Annotated in this window: 8 protein-coding genes; 1 reads left to right on the forward strand and 7 read right to left on the reverse strand. The window is 38.1% G+C overall.

Annotation, left to right across the window (positions count from 1 at the left end; translation table 11 throughout):
* Window positions 1–149: 149 nt before the first annotated feature.
* Together ACZZZI_RS22580 and ACZZZI_RS22585 are read right to left on the reverse strand one after the other, a co-directional pair.
* Window positions 150–1,883 carry a RagB/SusD family nutrient uptake outer membrane protein gene (locus ACZZZI_RS22580; RefSeq protein WP_463491639.1) on the reverse strand — a complete coding sequence of 578 codons (1,734 nt, stop codon included), beginning with the start codon at window positions 1,881–1,883 and terminating at the stop codon, window positions 150–152.
* 12 nt (window positions 1,884–1,895) lie between these two features.
* Window positions 1,896–5,069 (reverse strand): SusC/RagA family TonB-linked outer membrane protein, encoded by a 3,174-nt coding sequence (locus tag ACZZZI_RS22585; protein WP_463491641.1) that lies wholly within the window; start codon window positions 5,067–5,069, stop codon window positions 1,896–1,898.
* A 230-nt stretch (window positions 5,070–5,299) separates the two neighbouring features.
* On the opposite strand from ACZZZI_RS22585, the gene ACZZZI_RS22590 reads away from it, so the two are divergent.
* Window positions 5,300–9,238: a hybrid sensor histidine kinase/response regulator transcription factor gene (locus tag ACZZZI_RS22590; RefSeq protein ID WP_463491643.1), complete on the forward strand. Its 3,939-nt coding sequence runs from the start codon at window positions 5,300–5,302 to the stop codon at window positions 9,236–9,238.
* Window positions 9,239–10,520: 1,282 nt separating this feature from the next.
* On the opposite strand, the gene ACZZZI_RS22595 is transcribed toward ACZZZI_RS22590, so the two are convergent.
* The 5 genes from ACZZZI_RS22595 to ACZZZI_RS22615 all read right to left on the reverse strand — a co-directional run bounded on the left by ACZZZI_RS22595 (window position 10,521) and on the right by ACZZZI_RS22615 (window position 19,010).
* The gene (locus ACZZZI_RS22595) at window positions 10,521–11,918 is read right to left on the reverse strand and encodes an arylsulfatase (protein WP_463491645.1); all 1,398 of its coding nucleotides are present in this window, start codon (window positions 11,916–11,918) and stop codon (window positions 10,521–10,523) included.
* Between the two features lie 168 nt (window positions 11,919–12,086).
* Window positions 12,087–13,877, reverse strand: coding sequence for a RagB/SusD family nutrient uptake outer membrane protein (locus ACZZZI_RS22600; RefSeq protein WP_463491647.1), 1,791 nt, complete (start codon window positions 13,875–13,877; stop codon window positions 12,087–12,089).
* Window positions 13,878–13,927: 50 nt separating this feature from the next.
* Complete coding sequence (locus ACZZZI_RS22605; protein ID WP_463491649.1) at window positions 13,928–17,158, reverse strand: SusC/RagA family TonB-linked outer membrane protein; 3,231 nt, start codon at window positions 17,156–17,158, stop codon at window positions 13,928–13,930.
* Window positions 17,159–17,366: 208 nt separating this feature from the next.
* The gene (locus ACZZZI_RS22610) at window positions 17,367–18,386 is read right to left on the reverse strand and encodes a FecR family protein (protein WP_463491651.1); all 1,020 of its coding nucleotides are present in this window, start codon (window positions 18,384–18,386) and stop codon (window positions 17,367–17,369) included.
* A 75-nt stretch (window positions 18,387–18,461) separates the two neighbouring features.
* On the reverse strand, window positions 18,462–19,010 hold the full coding sequence (locus tag ACZZZI_RS22615) for an RNA polymerase sigma factor (RefSeq protein ID WP_463491653.1): 549 nt from the start codon (window positions 19,008–19,010) through the stop codon (window positions 18,462–18,464).
* Between the last annotated feature and the right edge of the window lie 465 nt (window positions 19,011–19,475).

The raw sequence follows: 19,475 nt of genomic DNA on the forward strand, positions 1-19,475 counted from the left end.
CCTCCTTGTGCCCACATATAAATATTTCGCATAAATTAACCATCATCAAAGTGAGATTAAGTGTACTGCTTTTCACTAAGCCATTCGCTTACTAAAAAACGATTTAACCCTGACCAGTTAAACTGACCAGGGTTAAAATTTATACGTAATTAATAGCCAAAATTTTGGTCTGAAGCCGTAAGACTTTCATTGGAGTTGAGTTCTGATTGGGGAATTGGCATAAGTAAATTCTTTTTTAAAAAATCAGGGGTATTCGGTAACAGCCGGTCGCGAAAAGCGGTAACATTATTAGCGGCTTGTGCAGCGGCTACAAACGCCTTTGTAATATTATGGTTGTTATGTCTATCTACAACTAATTTGAAGAAATCTACACCTCGGCGACGAACATCAACAAACATTTCGTACTCTCCTGCCAGTTCAAATAATCGTTCGTTAAAAATTCTAATCCGCAGATCATTTTGAGTGATTGGATTTGTAATACGTTGAGGGTATACAGATACCGCATTTGCAGATGTACGGGCTCTAGTTAATACAGCATTCATATACTCTAGTGCTTTTGTATTGTTGCCAAGTTCATTTTCCACATCAGCCATTAGCAATAGAAAATCTGCATAGCGGTAAAGCATTACATTTTTATTACTGTTTTGTGCCGTTGATGCTACATCCATTTGCTTAACAAAATATGGCCAACCCTGGTGATCGCCCGCCCTGGTTGTAAAGGCATTTTTTACTGCGGTAGAAATTTCATCAAGGCGAGGATTGGTTGGATCAGCTAGCGCACTATAGCGAATAGAATCGGTTACAGGAGTAGCTAAACCATTCGTACCGGCAACATAAGGATAAGCGTATATTTTAAAGTTATTCGTTTTTATTTGGGTAAAGCCAGTTGCAAAGGTAATTTTCAACCTCGGATCGTCAGGATAGGTTCCTTTAAACTGATCGTAAAATGCTTTAGACACTTTTATCCTGCTAAAAGAAATACCAGCAGTTGAATTGGCTGGTGCAAAAATCCAGTTGGCTCTATTGCCTACATAAGCAGATGTAGTAGAAAAGTTAAGTTGAAATATCGACTCGCTTGATCCATTCGAATTATTTACAAAAAGATTTGCAAATTTTGGAACCAAAGCATAGTTTCCATTGGCGATAACCTTATCTCCCATTTCTTTAGCCTTAACCCAATATGGTGAAGTAGAAACATTATCATGGCTCCCCAATATCCAATAAAGTTTTGCCAAATAAGCAAACGCTGCATATTTAGTTGCTTTGCCACTGGCATTAGCTCCAAGCTGTTCTTTTGTAGTTAAGCCATCAGCAGCTTCAAGTAAATCTTTTTCTACTTGTTTATACACGTCAGATACCGATGCTCGGGGCATTTTGATGCTCTCTGAAGTGGACGGATCGATTCTTAAAGGTACACCACCAAATACATTTGCTAAGTTAAAATAACATACCGCTCTTAAAAATTTAGCTTCAGAAATGCTTTGTTTTTTGAAAGCAGCACTTAAGTTACTCTGCTCAACAGCAGCAATAAAGAAGTTGCTTTCTCCAATAACCTTATACCATCCTGCCCAGGAAAGACCAACCAATACATTGGCTGGCGGGGTAACCATAGAATTGTAAGTATCCTGGTCTCCCCCATTTGTTTGCGCCCAGCCTAATCCCGATGCGCCTACCATTATTTCTGGCACAGCCTGCCCATAAGCACTATAGGTTGTCATATATCCGTAACATCCAGCAAGGGCCAAACTTGCTGTAGATTCAGATTCGAATGCTGTTTTATTATTTATTGTATATTTTGGATCTTCTTCGAGTGCTTTTTTACACGAACCAAGCGCCACCGCTATTAATAAAAGGCAAACATATTTATAGTTAATCTTTTTCATAACCTTTGTAATTTAAAATGCAACATTTAACCCAAAAACAAATTCGCGGGGATTAGAAAATGAATTCAGATCTATTCCTGGTCTAAGACCATCAAAAGAGAAACTTCTCATTTCTGGATCGTAACCAGAATAACCTGTAATAACAAAGGCATTTTTAACAGAAGCAAATAAATTAATACCACCAATCTTGTTATTAAAAACCTGTTTTGGAATGCTATATGCCAAGGTAATATCACTGCAACGCAAGAAACTCCCATCTTCTACATAACGGTCGTAAACCACATTTTGAAGTGTGCTGTTAACTGCAGGATAAAGATTGCTTTGTGCATTTGCCCTCCAAGCGCCAGCAAATGCAGTGCTTGTTAAGTTAGCAGTTTGAATGGAAGGCGTTTGTTCGTATCTAACGTTCCCGTTTAATACTTGACCACCTTCTACACCGTAAAAAGTTGCCGATAATTTAAGTGCTTTAAAACTGAAAGCGGTTTGAAAGCCATAATTAAATTTGGCATTTGGATTACCGATAATGGTTTTATCATTTTCATTAATCACACCATCGCCATTAACATCAACAACTTTAATGTTACCAGGTTTTTGTGTAAAAATGGTAGATGTTGGTAATCCGGTATCTTCTGTTTGTATAATACCATTGGTTTTGTATCCCCAGAAAAGACCAGGGGCCTTACCTACAATAAATATGTTTGCAACACCAAATTGATCGCCAATTGAGTTACCTAAATAGGCCTTATACCTTTCGTTACCAAATTGTACCTCTGGTAAACCTAAATCTAAAATTTGAGATCTGTTAACACCAATATTGCCAGAAAGAGACCATGAGAAATTTTTACTACGGATAACTTCGCTATTCAAAGCTAATTCTAATCCTTTATTTCTAAGCGATCCTTGATTTAAAGTAAGGGTATTGAAAGCTGTTGATGCTGGCAGATTTTTTTCGATAAGTAAATCATTTGTTGTTTTAACATACGCATCTACATTACCGCTTAACACGCCTTTCCAAAGGGTAAAATCTAATCCAGCGTTGTAGGCTGAAGTTGTTTCCCATTTAAGATCGCTGTTTTGCAGGTTATTAACGGCAATTGCCAGTTGCTTTGTTCCAGTGGCAGAAGCATAATCTACAATTTGCCCATAATTATAAAAACTGTTATACGGAGAAATCGACTGGCTACCCGTTTTACCATAACCTAAACGAATTTTAAGTTGATCGATCCAGGAAACATCCTTGATCCATTTCTCCTGATCTAACCGCCATGCTAAGGCTGTTGAGGGGAACAATGCCCAACGATTGCCTGCCTTAAATTTACTGCTTCCATCTGCTCGGGCTGTAATAGTTGCTAAATATTTACCCCCAAAAAACGAGAAGTTAACCCTCGATAGATAAGATAATAATTGATAATCTCTTTGCGCAGGCTGCAATTCGTTTATAATCGAAGCCATTTGCAATCCATTCACCCTTAAATCTTTAAATTGAAAATTACTTGCTGAAGTAGACTTTGCCAACCAGTTATAGTCGTCGTAAGTCACGCCTGCAGTAGCATTAATGTTTAAAATTTCGCCAACTTTTCCGTTATAATTTAAAAGATTTTCTACTGTATAATTGCTACTGTTCGTTTTGCTTATTGCCAGTAATCCGTTAGCATTTAATCCTTGAAATAACTGAACGCCGTACCAGCGTGAACGCTCTTGTAGCAACAAGTTAGCCCCTGAACGGATGGTGTAAGAAAAGTGATTTGAAATTTTCCAGGTTAAATCGGCAGATGTACGTCCGCTTTGTTCTTTAGAAATGTCATCATAATCAGTTAGCCAAGATAAGGTGGTTGTTCTGGCTTCTTCGTTTGAAACTAGGGTTGGGTCGTTTGACGGAATTTCAAATGGGGCTGAATCAATAGCAGTACGGGCAATAGATCCAGTTACACCACCTCTGGTATTTCCTCCGGTCATCATATTATTTTCCTTGAAATTTCCGCTCATTGAAAAATTAAAAGCCAAACGTTTTGATAAATCACCGCTTAAGTTTAACCGAAGACCACCTTGTTTAAGCCCAGTTTGCTTAATCAATCCATTAATGCTTTTATAATCAGCAGATAAGTAGTATTTTACCGTATTTTCTCCACCATTAACCGTTAAATTATAGCTTTGAGAGGCTGCATTTCTGTAAATTTCTTTCTGCCAGTTGCGCTCAGTTACTAAATTGTAACTAGCCGGGTCATTTGGATCATATACTCCTCCCGAAAAAACGTAACGTACATCATCACCAACAGTATAAAACTGTAAGGCACCTGTACCTGTTTTTTCGTTACGGAAAGAAGCATATTCTGAAAGGCTTAACATGTCCCTGAAATTGGTGGGTTGTGCAACACTAAAATTGGTATTAAGGGCAACTCTAGCTTTTCCTTTTTGTCCTTTTTTAGTTGTGACAATTATAACCCCATTTGCACCTCTCGAACCGTAAATGGCCGTAGCAGAAGCATCTTTTAAAACCTGAATATCCTCTATATCATTAGGATTAAGATTGGTTAAAGGATTGGTTGCAATTTGAAAATCGCCACCACCAACAGCACTCGATGCAAAATTACCCGTCGAGCCCTGTGGTATGTTATCAATAATATATAATGGCTGATTATCTCCACGTAATGAATTTGCACCACGTATAGTTACCGAAACGGCTGCGCCAGGACTTGCTGAGGAGTTACTAACAGCTACGCCTGCAATTTTACCTTGAAGAAGATTTTCTACCGATACGGCTTTCGAAGCTTCAATTGCATTTGGTTTAACAGAAGCAATTGCACCTGTTACATCGCTTTTCTTTACAGCGCCATAACCTATAATTACCACATCGTTTAAAAGTTTTGTATCTTCTTGAAGTGTAATTGTAAGAAAGGTACTATTACCTATCGTAATTTTCTGGCTAGTGTACCCAGTGTAAGAAACTGCTAAAACGTCAGTCGGCAAAGCATTTTGAATTACAAAATTACCTTGTTCATCGGTTATGGCATATCGTTTGGAATCTTTAACGATGATGGAAACACCAGGAATTCCCTCCTTCGATGCATTTGTTACCTTGCCTTTAATTTGCAACTGTGCAAACGCGTTGATGTTGAGAAACAATGCGAAGATCAATATCCCGGAAATATTAAGCCAGGATCGGTTAGCAGTAAATTTTACTTTCATAAATTCAATAGATCAAAGGTGTTTGGTTAGTTAATTGCTGAGTTACACAGCAGCCCTTTATCGATTCAAATATAGAGTCAAGGGGCGATCTGAAGTGTTCAATCCTATCTGAAATAAATCCGTTTTTGTCTTAATCTACAATTACAATCTTTTAAAACAGTCGATTTAGTTACTCATATGTTTCAAATGATACTGATGTTGGGTATATTTAGCTCCCTAATCTTGATAGCGTGATTTATCAAAACAAGAAAAGCTTTTTCTTTTTAATTATTTTTTCAATTCTGTTTTTGCAAGCGGCGATGGCCGAGCAGGAGTATTATTACAAACAGATTTCGTTAAATGAAGGCTTAACCCAGTCTACAGTGCGTTGCATATTAACCGATCATAGAGGTTTTATTTGGATTGGGACGAAATATGGGCTCAATCGTTTTGACAGGTATGAACTTAAAAGCTATTTTTATAACAAAGAACGCCAAACGTCACTTCCTGGAAACCAAATCAATTTTATTTTAGAGGACAAGGCAAAAAATATCTGGATTTCTACAGAAAAGGGATTAGTAAGGTATAATGCCGATACGGATGATTTTACAACAATTAATCATAAAGGCAAGCCGATTATTGTCGGGTCTGCTGTAGAAACATCAGATGGCGTATGGTTTGGAGGCAATGGGGCGATTTACAAATTTACCTTTAACACTGCCAACTCCCCTGAATTAAGCCTTGTTACAAAGATTCAATCTAATGATGTTTTCACGGGGATTAAAATTTGGACTAGAGACATCATTTTGCTATACACGAGAAGAAATGGCGTGTGGCTGTATAATTTAGCAAGTAGAAAATTAATTAGAGCAGGCTTCACAAAAGATCTTGAAATTATGTCTATGCACATTGATAGTAAAGCACGTGTCTGGATTTCTCCATACGGCAATGGTATTAAAGGCTACAATCGAAACGGCGTTCAGTTTGCGCACTACAATAGCTCAAATTCAAACCTCAATAACGATATAATACTTGATATGGAGGAGAAGGATGGCAGAATCTGGCTTGGAACCGATGGTGGCGGAATAAGTATATTGGATGAAAACAAAAAACAATTTACTATTCTTAGTCATATTCCCGGGAATGCTTCTTCCTTACCGGAAAGCTCTATCCTTACCCTATATAGAGATCCTCAAAACAACATTTGGGCTGGCAGCATACGGGGGGGGCTCATTGCAATTAAACCTGTATTTTTCCATACCTATCGCGAAGCGCCATTAAACAGTAGGTACGGGTTAAGCGAAAAAACAGTCTTGAGCTTATACGAAGACGAAGAAAACATACTATGGGTTGGAAACGATGGTGGGGGTGTAAATAAGTTTGACCCTAAAAATCAAACTTTTAAGCATTATCCTTCTACGTATGGTTTAAAAATCGCGTCCATCACAGGCTTTGGAGCTAATGAATTGCTTATTTCTGCATTTAGCAACGGCTTATATGTGTTTAACAAAACCACTGGAAAAATAACTCCTTTTATGCCTGATTTTACGGCGGTTAAACAGTATAAAGGACTGGCAATTAACTTAAATAAAGCCACAAGCAATCGCCTTTATTTATTTACAGATGAAGTTTTTAGCTATGAAATAGCTGATAAGAAAATGTCCTTTTTAACTTATCCTGACAAGTCACATGCCGAAGGCGCACTGCTAAAAATTTATTCAGATCCAAAGGTTACTTTTTTATTTAGATCCTACGGAATATTTCAATTAGATCATTTGACTAACAAGCTAAAAACGATTTTTATACTTAATCAAAGGGATAATCCGATAACGGCCGTTACCCGAGATACGACAGGGATGTTCTGGCTGGCAAACCGTGACGGCTTGATGTATTACGATGCCAGAAAAAAAGTACTAAGAAAAATTAAGACTAGTTTATTCGAGAGTGTTTCAAGTGTGGTTGCAGACCATGAAAATCGACTATGGATTGGGGCCAGAAACATGGTATTTATGTATTTAATTGACGGAAATAAATTTGTTTCTTTTGGAGAATCAGATGGCATTATTCCGAATGAATTTTTATCAAAACCTACCCTGGTTACCAAAAATGGTGACATTTATATGGGCGGGGTTAAGGGCTTGCTGTACATCAACAAAAATATACCTTCTCTATCTTCTGCATTGCCAGTTATTGAACTCATGAACCTGGAACTAAACGGCATGCCGCTAAACGCTACAAAAGATGGATTGCGTCGAAAAGCATCTGTTCCTTGGAATCATTCATCTTTAATCGTTAGCGTTATGGCACGAGAAAATGATGTTTTCAGAAAAAAAATGTTCCGTTTCGAGATTCAAGGTATGGATTTTAAGCCTGTAGAAACCTATGATCATGCCCTCGCGATCGGTTCTCTATCCCAGGGTAAATATAGGATAATTGTTTCCTGTAGCTTAAAAAATGGAAGTTGGAGCAAACCTGTAGAGGTTTTACAAATTACTGTTGCCCCTCCTTGGTTTTTAAGCTTTTGGTTTATTTGCTTGATTGTTGTACTCATTGTTTCAGTTTTATTTATTATTTATAAAGTGGCCATTGCCAAAAAAGAACTCAAGTTGCAGTGGGATAAAAAAGAACATGAGCAACAGACTTATGAAAAGAAAATCAAGTTTCTGATTAATATCAGTCACGAGTTAAGAACTCCATTAACTTTAATATATTCTCCGCTTCGAAGAATTTTAAGAGAAAAAGATATAGATGTGGAGCTTTCCAAAAAACTCAACGGAATTTACAGTCAAGCCAACAATATGAAAGAAATCATCGACATGGTTTTAGATGTGAGAAAAATTGAAGTTGGTAAAGAAAGTCTGAACCTAGAATCTTTACCACTAAATAAATGGGTTGTTAAGATTTCTGATAACTTCCGTGATGAGTTTGAAGTAAAGCGAATTCGGTTAATTTATAATCTGGATGAAAATATTGACGAAATCATTTATGATAGCCAAAAGTGCGAAATCATACTTACCAATCTTTTAATTAACGCCCTAAAATTTAGTCTCGAAGACACCTTAATTACCGTAAGTACCCAAATTAAGGCAAACTTTGTGCGTGTGGCCATTCGCGATCAGGGCATTGGTTTAAAAAATGTTGATTTAAATGAGCTGTTTAAAACTTTTTACCAGGGTCCACATCAATTTGGGGGAAGTGGCATTGGCCTTTCTTACTCAAAAGTACTGACAGAAATGCATGGCGGGAATATTGGTGCATTCGACAATGTTGATGAAGGGGCTACATTTTATTTTGAATTGCCATACCAAATTTCAAACGCAAATGAGCAGGCAGTTGATAGCAGATATTTAGCACTAATCCACGGCGAATCTGACCCTACTTTAGATTTAGAGGAGTCTTTAATAACGAATAGTTATTCGCTTTTAATCATAGAGGATGATTTGAACCTTCGAACTTTTTTAAAAGATAGTTTGAGTCCTCATTTCAAAACAATATATCAGGCCAGTAATGGCAAGGAAGCTCTGGATTTACTCGAAAAATCATCTGCCGATTTTATAATCAGTGATGTAAGAATGCCAGAAGTTGATGGGTTCGAATTCTGTAGGCGTTTGAAAGAAGACTTACGTATCAGCCATATCCCAATAATGTTGCTCACCACACAGGGTGATCTGGAAAGCAGGCAGATAGGCTATAAACTTGGGGCAGATGCATACTTGTCAAAACCATTTGATCTGGATCTGCTATTAATCAGGATTAATAGTATCATAAAAAACCGCGAGGTCGTCAAGGCCCGGTTTAAAAATAGTCCAAATTTCCTTGAACCTCAAGATCAAACCTACAGCAGTGCTGATGAAAAGTTTATGAACAAACTCAATTCCCTCATTATTGAAAATTTAGAAAAGCCTGCTTTAGATGTGGATTTTTTAATCGATAAAATGGCCATGAGCAGGGCTAGTTTATACAGTAAACTAAAAAGTATCGGTGACATAGGCGTAAATGATTATATAAATAGGTCGCGATTGGAGAAATCAACCTATTTGTTGACCACTACGGATAAGTCGATATCGGAGATCACCGAAATGATAGGATTTGCCAGTCAAAGGTATTTCAGTACAGTTTTCAAACAACATTACAATCTAACGCCAAGTAATTACCGCAAATACCACGCATCAATTAAAGCTATAAGATAAACAGTTACCTTTGTCCAAAAAATATCATAAATCTGCGCATGTCGTTTAAAATGCGACTATTTTCCCAATATCAATAATTTTACGCTGGAATTCACTAGGAAATCAAAATAATATTGTCTTATATTGATTTGCGTTTGGGAAATTTCATAACAGTTAAAACACTTTCACCAAATATTATAAATCCTGGTTCGGTAATTGGAACTAAAGTTATGTTATTAAGAATGCCTGGTTAATTGGGACCTAATTTTATCTTTTCAGTCGATAGAGGCCTTTGGTAGGTGCCTAAATATGCATTCATTATTGAATTCCGCTTTCCCCATGTATCCCAAACTTATCCTAAGATGACTGTGCTATAAATCAGGTTTTGTCATTTAGATGCAAATTCTATTCAAAATATTGTAAATCTTTTCTCATTTATAGACTAGCTACTTCATGATCAGAAATATTTAACAGGATCTTAAGAAACTATTCTTTTTTGCAGACGTTCAAATTGCAATCTCTTTAATCTGTTGATGAAATTAGTATGTGACAAGTGAGAATTTCCTTACCCTATGCATAATTCAGATCCTGCTAGCGCGTGCTATCATATGTACGCGGGCGATGGAATTTGATCTATCCCAACAACCAATGGAGTTGGACCTCACTCTTTTTAAAAAGATTAGCGATGAAAAAGAACTCTTGATGAAATAACCCCATCAAAGTAAAGCCATTGGAAAAATGTTAAAAGAAGGAGCAGGAATTAATGACTTCTGCTCCTTTTTTTTCAATGGTAAGGCAAGGGCGCATAAGATGCTTATAAAAATCTAGTTTATCGAATTGCCCCAGCTCAATAATTTCAATATTTATAAAACAATTTGTGCTCGGGTTTAACGAACCTATAGGTTTCAGTCGCATTTATAACCCTCTATTGGTATATATTTCTAGGATAATAAGTTCCCAGCGAAGCACTCTCTATGCTATTGTTCATAAATTTGCATTTGAAATCCATATACCTCTATATGCTCACCTAAACGCCATCTGGCTGATTTGATAAGGCTGATCTTTTGCAGCAAAGCTGCAAGGATTTAGACAGTAATATGATTTCTCAGCACTCGCATGCTTGCCTTTCCTTTTCAAATAAATATTTTCATACGAATGGGATTTGCAATTCGAATCGAGCGAGCTAGAAAGTCATTTGACTGTATTAATATCATATGCTCTTGCGAATTCAAATCATTTTCAGGAAAATAAACCGCTCCATTCATTACCAGAAAATTTGAGATAATCTCAGGAACTTATCAAATCAATTTTTAATAAAGGGAAAATTTTTGTTTTCTAAGTGTTCGGTTTTCATAATGACTTTAATTTTATCTACTATATCAGGATAAGTAGAAGCAAGATTTTTGCTTTCTTTAGGATCAGAGTCGAGGTCATACAATTCAATGGGAGCCTCGGGATTGCTTATAACTTTCTCCTTAATCCCTTTCCAATGACCTAATCTAACAGCCTGTCTTCCGCCATCTTCGTGAAATTCCCAATAAAGGAAGTCATGTTGGTTTCTTTGTGGTTCGCCAAGCAGGAGTGGCAGCATTGAAATGCCGTCTGTAGGGCGATTAATTTTCTGTGCAGTGAGTTCGGCAAACGTTGGAAAAAAATCCCAAAATGCGCCCACATGTTCAGATACTTGTCCCCCGTTAATCTTTCCAGGCCAGGCTATTATAAGCGGGGTCCTTATCCCGCCCTCATTCAATGACCTTTTCACCCCTTTAAAACCTCCACTGCTGTTAAAATAGAAAGGATCGTTCCCCCCTTCAATATGTGGCCCATTATCACTCGCAAAAACAATAATCGTATTCTTATCCAATCCTCTTTTTTTCAAACTCATCACGATTTCAGCAACATAATTATCAACTTTAGTCACCATAGCCGCATATGCCGCATGGGGATAAGCTTGGGGTTGATAACCACTTCCATCCCACTTGTCACTCACCTTTCTGGGCTGTTCTTTGAATTTGGTTTTATAATACTCAAAAGTTTTGTCACCCTCCGATAACTGAAGTGCTGCATGTGGAAGCGTATAGGCAAGATAAAGAAAAAATGGATTTGATTTATTTTTTTCTATAAACTCTACTGCCCTTTTCTGGATGAGATCAGGTGCATATTGTGTTTGCCTGGTCAGCGTATTGTCCAGTTCTACCCGTTCTAAATTGTTCCACAAGTGATCTGGAAAATAATTATGGGATTGTCGTTGACAATTATAGCCAAAGAAAACATCCATACCTTGGTTCACTGGATCACCTTCCGAACCTGGATAGCCTAAACCCCACTTACCAAACCCACCGGTTTTATACCCTGCCTTTTTAAAAAGTTCGGGTAAGGTGAGAATGGAATCTGGCAAAGGAAGCTGTCCTTCTGGTTTTATTTCATAATTACCCTGCACCGGCGTGTGACCAGTATGTAGTCCTGTCATCAAAGATGCCCGAGAGGGCGCACAAACAGAAGTACCGGCATAGAACTGATTAAACTTCATCCCGCGAGATGCAATCTTGTCAATATTTGGGGTTTCTATTAATTTTTGCCCGTAACATCCAAGGTCGCCGTAGCCCATATCGTCCACTAGAATGAATACGACATTAGGTTTTTGAGCACTTGCGACACTACATGTTAAAAGCAACAGGGTAAAAAACAAGTATTTTTTCATATTTTCAAGTTAAGGTAACTGGGATGTGTATTAAATAGGGGGGAGGAACTTTTAAAGTGAGTGAAAGATTAATGTTAAAGCAATAAAAGCTTAGGAGTAGCACTCTTCTAAAAATTTAAAGATTGGAAATAGGCCCCGTTCTAACAATAAGAGCGGGGCCTTTAGCATCTATTTCCAGCCAGTATTTTGGATGATTTTTGGATTAAGTACAATCTGGTTTGATGGAATGGGATATAGATAATAGTATTCAGGAAACGGACCCGGTGGGATACCTAAATAGGAAATATAACCTGCGGTAGCACCGTTTTGTATGGGAATAATGCTATTCGCGGGAACATCCGTCCCTTTAGTAAGATATCTTCCCAACTTTTCCTTCAGTGCGTATTCCATCTTCTTCCATCGTCTTAAATCATCAAACCGAAATCCTTCGCCAATCAGCTCAACCGCACGCTCTCTTCGAATCTCCCAAAGGACATTGTTTACAGAGGGATCCCTTCCTGGATCTTGGGTGATGGCAGCGAGATTTAATGGGGCGACTCCCCCCCTTTCTCGGAGTTTATTAACAGTGGCATTCGCAATTGCCTGATTAAAAGTTCCAAGTTCGTAGCTAGCCTCTGCATGATTTGCCAGTATCTCGCCCATCCTGAACAGCGGACAGTCGCTGATATCCTGTCCTTGAGCATCTTGTACCTGCTGGTTATAATACTTATAAAACCGATAACCTGTGTAGGTGACATTGTAAGGTTGGCCATTTGGGAAATCGACATAATGTGGCTCCTGACGAACGACGAACCCATTCCAGTTTCGCGAAGGCAGCGTCTTGTGCGTAACATCGGAAATCGATTTCATTATCCCGAAATAAGATGTATCCACGGCATTGGTAGTATATGTAAAATTCAAACTTGGAGGCGTTGTATTCACAATATATGGAGGAGGGACGCAGAAATACAGCCTTTTATCTCGATTTCTAAATTCGGTAAAGGGGGATTTATCGCCCTGAAAGAGTGGGCTTGTAAAACGTGTCTGCCCATCACTCATTAAAAACATATCTGCTGCAGCTTTGGTAAGATCGTATCGTCCTGATGAATTTCTATTTTGGGTGGAGAGTCCATGGGTAATTTGGTTTGCTACATAAGCTTTATACAACAAGATTCCTGGCGCACCTGCTAAAGAAACGCTGTTGAAGTCTAAATCATAGTTTGGATTTAGCGTAGGGAAAGCAGCGATCAACTTTGTTGAAGCGTCAACGCTTGCGTTTAGAAACTTATCTGCATCAGTCAGGTTATGGTACTTACGCCAAGTACCTTCCCTTAAACCGAAACGTGAGATTAGTGCTCTGACTACATTAGCGTTGACGGTATTCTCACCGTCACCATTTTTCAAATTTGCCTCTGCGTATTGTAAATCCTTTAAGATATTAGAGGCAACTACGTCTCGTGATGTCCTGGCCATTGTAAGCTCCTCTGACTTATCATTCAAGGCGTGCTCGACATATGGAACATCTCCATATAGGTTTACTAAATTGGAGTAATTGTACGCTCTGAAGAAGTAGCCTATGCAGCGCCAGTGTTCTTTATCAGTCGCATTCAAAGATGAGCCGTCAATTTGATCCAGCATCAAATTGATCGTTCTGATATTGGAGTATGGCACTGAATAGGAATCACTAGATGAAGGAATCGTAATCTGCTGCCAAATCCATTGAGACTGACCGTTTGGATTCGCGATGGCGAACATGTCGCTATTCAGCTCCTTATCCAACATTTCATTCGTATATCCGCTGAAAGCATTATAAAATTGCCAGGAATATGTTTGAAAACCATTATAGTCAGAAAGGGTATTTTCGATGGTCAACTGGCCTTCTGGCTTAAGTTCTAATTTGTTACAACCCATTGCTAGGAGCAGCAGGACAGATAATATGACCGACTTTATATTTAGTATCGAATAAACGTTGCGTTTCATAATTTTAATTTTTTATCTTAAACTTCTTGATTCAAGAAATTATTTTTTTTTTAAAAACTAATATTGGCACCAAAGCTGTATTTTTTAATGAATGGGTAGATGCCACCACTACCTAAGTTTTGCGATTCGGCATCCAATCCATCTGGGAGGTGATCTAGTGTGAGCAGATTTTCACCCGATAAAAAGACCCTTGCCTTTAACTTATCCTTGAATAATCTTGATGGCAAAGTATACCCCAAGGAGATATTTTTCAATCTAAGGTAGGCACCGTTTGATAAATATCGTGTCTGCACGAGCCTGCTTGTGGCAGTATTCCCGGAGGCATTGGAATATGATCTTGGGAAAAAGGCTTCAGTATTGTTTGGGGTCCAATAATTCAGTTCATTGGTAAAAATTCCGCTGAACTGGTCGAGATAAGGAAAATAGACCTGATTGCTAATCCATATATCTCTTTTGCCTACGCCACTAAGGAAGAAAGAAAAATCAAAATTTTTATAACTTACATTACCATTGAATCCAAACTGTAATTGTCGGTTATTATTACCGATCACGCTACGGTCCCCTGGGCTTGATAGCGTATTATTCCCCGTAAATATAGTCCCGTCTCCGTTTAGATCTACAAAACGAATATCGCCTGGATTTTGATTTATACCCCTATAAGATGCTACCCCCGGGATTAGAGTGCCGCCCTGTAATCCCGCATTAAGCGTTCCTGGGACGAAATCACTGTTTTTAAAGAATCCCTGGGTTTGATAACCCCAAATATCACCGATTTTTTGTCCAACAAAATAATTGGCGATTGTTCCATCGGCATTAAAATTCAGCAGTCCACCTGGGTTGTTATAACCTGTGATATAAGCTTGGTTATTGGATAAGTTGAAGTTCACAGAATAGCGTAAATCATTTATTTTATCGTTCCATCCTAAATTGAACTCCCATCCTTTAACCTTTAGGTCAGCTACATTCTGCAACGGGGCTGCCGCACCAAGCAGTGCGGGTAATTCGTTACTTGGTGCGAGCATGCCCAAAGTTTTACGTATATAAGCTTCAAATGATCCTGTAAGGCGATTGTTAAAGAAACCAAAATCCAGGCCTAAATTTGAAGTCTGTACGCGTTCCCAGGTAAAACTCGCGCTTACAAGCACTGGTGGGGGAACCGTTACTCTTAACACTCCGGTCACAGGATCTATCCAGCTTGAATTCCCAGGCGTCGAGGCTGGAATATATGGATAATAATTTTGGTTACCATTGGCAAACAAAACCACCTGATTACCTATTTCCCCGTAAGAAGCTCTGATTTTCAGTACGTTGATAGCCGATTTTGCTTTCTGCATAAATGGCTCAGCCATAATGTTCCAGCCAGCAGAAAAAGAAGGAAAAAAACCAAATCGACCATTAGTAGGAAAACGTGATGAACCATCATACCGCCCCGTAGCCTCTAATAGGTATCTTCCATCATAATTATAATTTACTCGGCCGAAATAGCCTGTAACAGCGAATGAAGAAAAACTGTCACTGCTGTTGATTGTGCCAGTACTTCCAGATATTGATGGGGAGTTTTGGCTGATTACACCCAGCCTGGTAACAGAAAAATCATTCTGTACGCTTTTTTCCTGATTGGTTCCTACAACTAAATCCAGATTATGTTTTTGCTTTATCACTGCGGAGTAGTTCGCATAAATATTTACAGCATTATAGTTAGAACTGTTATTGTACCGATTATAGCTTGAATTTACACTAATCGGAGACACCGTAAAATTAAGAGGATTGATGTATTGATTTACAGTGGCCTGATTTGTCTGGTTGCTATTGATCTGATTGAACGTATATTCCGCATTCAGTTTAAAGCCTTTAAAAAGGTCGTACTGTAACTTTCCGAAAATTCTCAGGTTATTATTCTCGGTAACTCTGTAGGGTTCTTTTTCAAGAATATTATTTGGTGTATAATATGGCAATAGCGAACCATTGGGCGCAGTTCCGTAACCTGTGGGAGCATAAGGGCCAAACGTTATGGCATTGTAGAATAGTTGCCCAAAGTCTCGTGGGTTATTGGTCAAGGAATTATGATAAAGCACATTAACACTTGCAGTGAGTTTGGAGGTAAGATTTGTATTGAGATAAGCATTGAAATTGTATCGGGTAAAGGCATCAGATCTTCTGGCCATGATCCCGTCCTGATTGGTATAACCTGTGGATACACGGAAATTTGATTTCTCTGAACCACCACTGAAAGAGAGGTTATGGAGCTGTTCAAAGCCCCCAGGCATAAAGGTTTTATAAATATCGCTCTGGGCAAGTGGATACTGAATCCCTCCTACTGTAGCAATACCATTTGAAGGAAATTGAGCAGGGTTTTGATCATATTGTTGAAGCAATCCCTGCCAGGTGGCAACGTTTTGACCAGCCCAGTAAGAAGTTGTTCCGAAATCACTCAGTGCCTGAACGAATTCATTAACAGTGGTTTTTTGCGGCAGGTTGCTAGGATCGGTAATGGCTAGATTACCAGAGTAATCAAATTTGATGGGCTGATTGCGCCCGCCTTGTTTAGTTGTAATCAGGATAACCCCAAAGGCAGCCCTGGCACCATATATTGATGAGGCTGAGGCATCTTTTAAAACAGTAACGGTGGCAATATCTTTGGGATTAATATCATCCATATCCATAGGAACATTGTCGACAAGGACTAAAGGTGCACCCCCGTTTATAGATGTAAAGCCCCGGATGTTCAGCCCGCTCTTGGAGCCTGGCTGTCCGCTGCTCGTGGTTACCTGTAAACCAGGTGCTGCCCCTTGCAGGATTTGAGCAGTACTGGTGACTGGACGATCTCCTAAAATTTCATCCATTTTAACTGTGGACACAGCACCTGTAAGGTTCACTTTTTTCTGTGTTCCATAACCTACGACAACAACATCATTCAGTGCACTGCTCTCTTCTTTGAGTTTGGCACTTAAAGAAATCAGATCACCTGTCTTAAGGTTGTATCCGCTTAAAGTTTGGGTCTGATAACCTACATATCTGATTATAAACGTATAAGATCCTGGCTCCAGTCCTTTAAACTGAAAAATACCATCAGGGTCTGTCTGTGTATTTTGCGAACTGCTTCCATTAAGGTTTTTAGCGGTTACGGAAACCCCTGGAATTGGGGAGTTATTTTCTTCAACCACAATGCCCTTTACAATAGCGCCATTTTGGGCCATTACGTACTGAAATGTGAGCAGTTGTAATAAAACAATCAGGCTTGCCGATCGCAAAAGCCTGTCTTTTGTGTAGATTAATTTCATATTTATATTTGGTTTTTTTACATAGTTATCCCATTACCATAAAGGCTTTTTTTGAAAGGCTAATTTTAGCTTTATGCAGTTTTGGGTTTTTCTTAAAGTTTTTGCTTTTTTTGGGCCCTAGCCAGAAAGGCTAAGCCTAATAAAAAGATGAAGGATTGTTTGCATGTTTTGAGTTATAGTTTGTTGTTTATTTATGACATTAAATTTTCTAGCGTAATTTAGATGTGTCTTTCTGTATTAAGTATTCATTATCGCTGGATTTAGAAAGCTTAAGGCCATTTAATTTTGCAATATTACCTAGGATTCGCTCGATAGAATCTTCTTTGTCAAAATTTCCTATATAGTATCTATTTTCGAAATCATCTGGTGAATATTGGATGTGTACATTATATTTATTGGCGAGCTGATCGAACACATTAGCAAGCGGTTCTCTGTCGAAGACTAGCATGTTTCCCTGCTTACTGCTTTGAACCGAGGTTCTCGCCTTTACTTTGGCAGTACCGGTTGTTTTATAATAAATTAATTCATCCCCAGGCTGTAAATAAAAGTCCCTGCTTAACGGCTTTTTTGAGTCTGGCGAGGACTTAACAACCACTTTGCCCTCGAAGAGGTGGACTAAGATCAACTTACTATCTGCATTTGAAATTACGCTGAATTTTGTCCCTAGCGCTGTGGTTGCCAGCTGATTACTATATACTGTAAAAGGCCTAGTTTTATCTTTAGCCACTACAAACAGTGCTCCACCCTTCAGACTAACCTCACGTTTTTTGTTCTGAAAGGGTTCATCATACTCAATTATAGCATGTGCATTCAATTTGACTTTCGAACCATCGGGCAAGGTAATTTCTTTGCTAAGTGTGCCATTATTATCTATCACTCTATGTTTAAACAAGGCTCCAAAGTGTGTACTTGATTGTTTAGTTGGTTTTCCTTTATATTGAACCGCCAATAAAGCTATAGCTATGGTGACCGAAGCAGCTATTGCATATTTTAAGAAAGTTGAACCGATCCATCTTCTTTTCCTTACAGGCTTGATTTCCCACCATATTTCATCCCAAAAATCCACTGATTTTAAAGTGTCATCAGCTTCCTGATCCCACTCAGCCTTACCTAAATATCTATTCAAAATCTCTGGCTGCTGATATAAATAGTCTTCAACCGCCAGGGCCTCTGATACAGTACATTTTTTCAAGAAAAATTTTTCAATAAGTTCTTCAGTTACAATCATTTCTTAAGGGTAATATTTGATAATACGTGGAAGAACAAGAAAGTCCTTCGCCAAGAGTTCTTTTTTAAAAAAAAATTATTGCAACAGAAGCAACAACAAACATATAGGCATTGGAAAATCCCGTCGTAACCTCTTTAATGCCTTTGCTACATGGTTGTCTACCGATTTCTCAGATATGCAAAGTATCTGTGCAATTTCTTTATAGCTGTATCCTTCAATTTTATGCAATTGAAATACCTTTTTGCGCAGCTCAGGCATCCCATTCAATATATTTTGCATTCGCTTCCGCGTATCAAATTCCATGGACTGGAAATTCACCAAGCTATCCTGGGTGATTGATATCCTTAAATTTGCGGTGATTTCCTGTTGTTTGTTTGCTCTGCGGATGTAATCGATGAAGATGTTTCTGGCGATATAAAATAGTTGTTGATCCAAACTAAAGTCCCCGTTAAGGGATCCACGATATAGCCATAATTTTAAAAACGTGCTTTGAAGCAGGTCTTTTGCATCTTCATCAGAACCTGTTTTGCGCAAAAAATACTGGTAACCCTTAGCTCGCCACTTTTCATAGGCTAGCTTAAAAGCGGCTTCGTCACCTTGCTTAATTGCTAATATAAGATTCAATGTAATAATATTTAAAGCAAGATAATCATTTTCCCATTTTTTGAGTAATTATATTGTATGTCATAATCACAACATCATTCTTAGCATCAAAAAAAAGTGTTGTATTGATGTTGCTGATTTTTAAATTGTTTTCAGTTCCGAGTAGAAATTATAATAAATTATCAAGTCGTACCTGCGTGCGAGTTTACCCATTATCCATAAAATAAAAGTGTTTTCCTATAGAAATCAATTTATTAAGCTGTTAATCAATAATTTACAACCTAAAACTCTTAATCTTTAACTTAAAAATAATCTGAGCCTATTTGCACATCTTAACTGGTAATCCATGTCCAAAAAGTAAAGGGATGTGGGCATATGATGGCAAAGAGTTTCGGATTTATTTATGAATTTATTAAAACTATAAAACTATTTATTGTTGATGACAAAAAAGAGAGTCAAACTTTTACATTCTTTCATTCTGATACT

The organism is Pedobacter sp. AC190 (assembly GCF_979258025.1).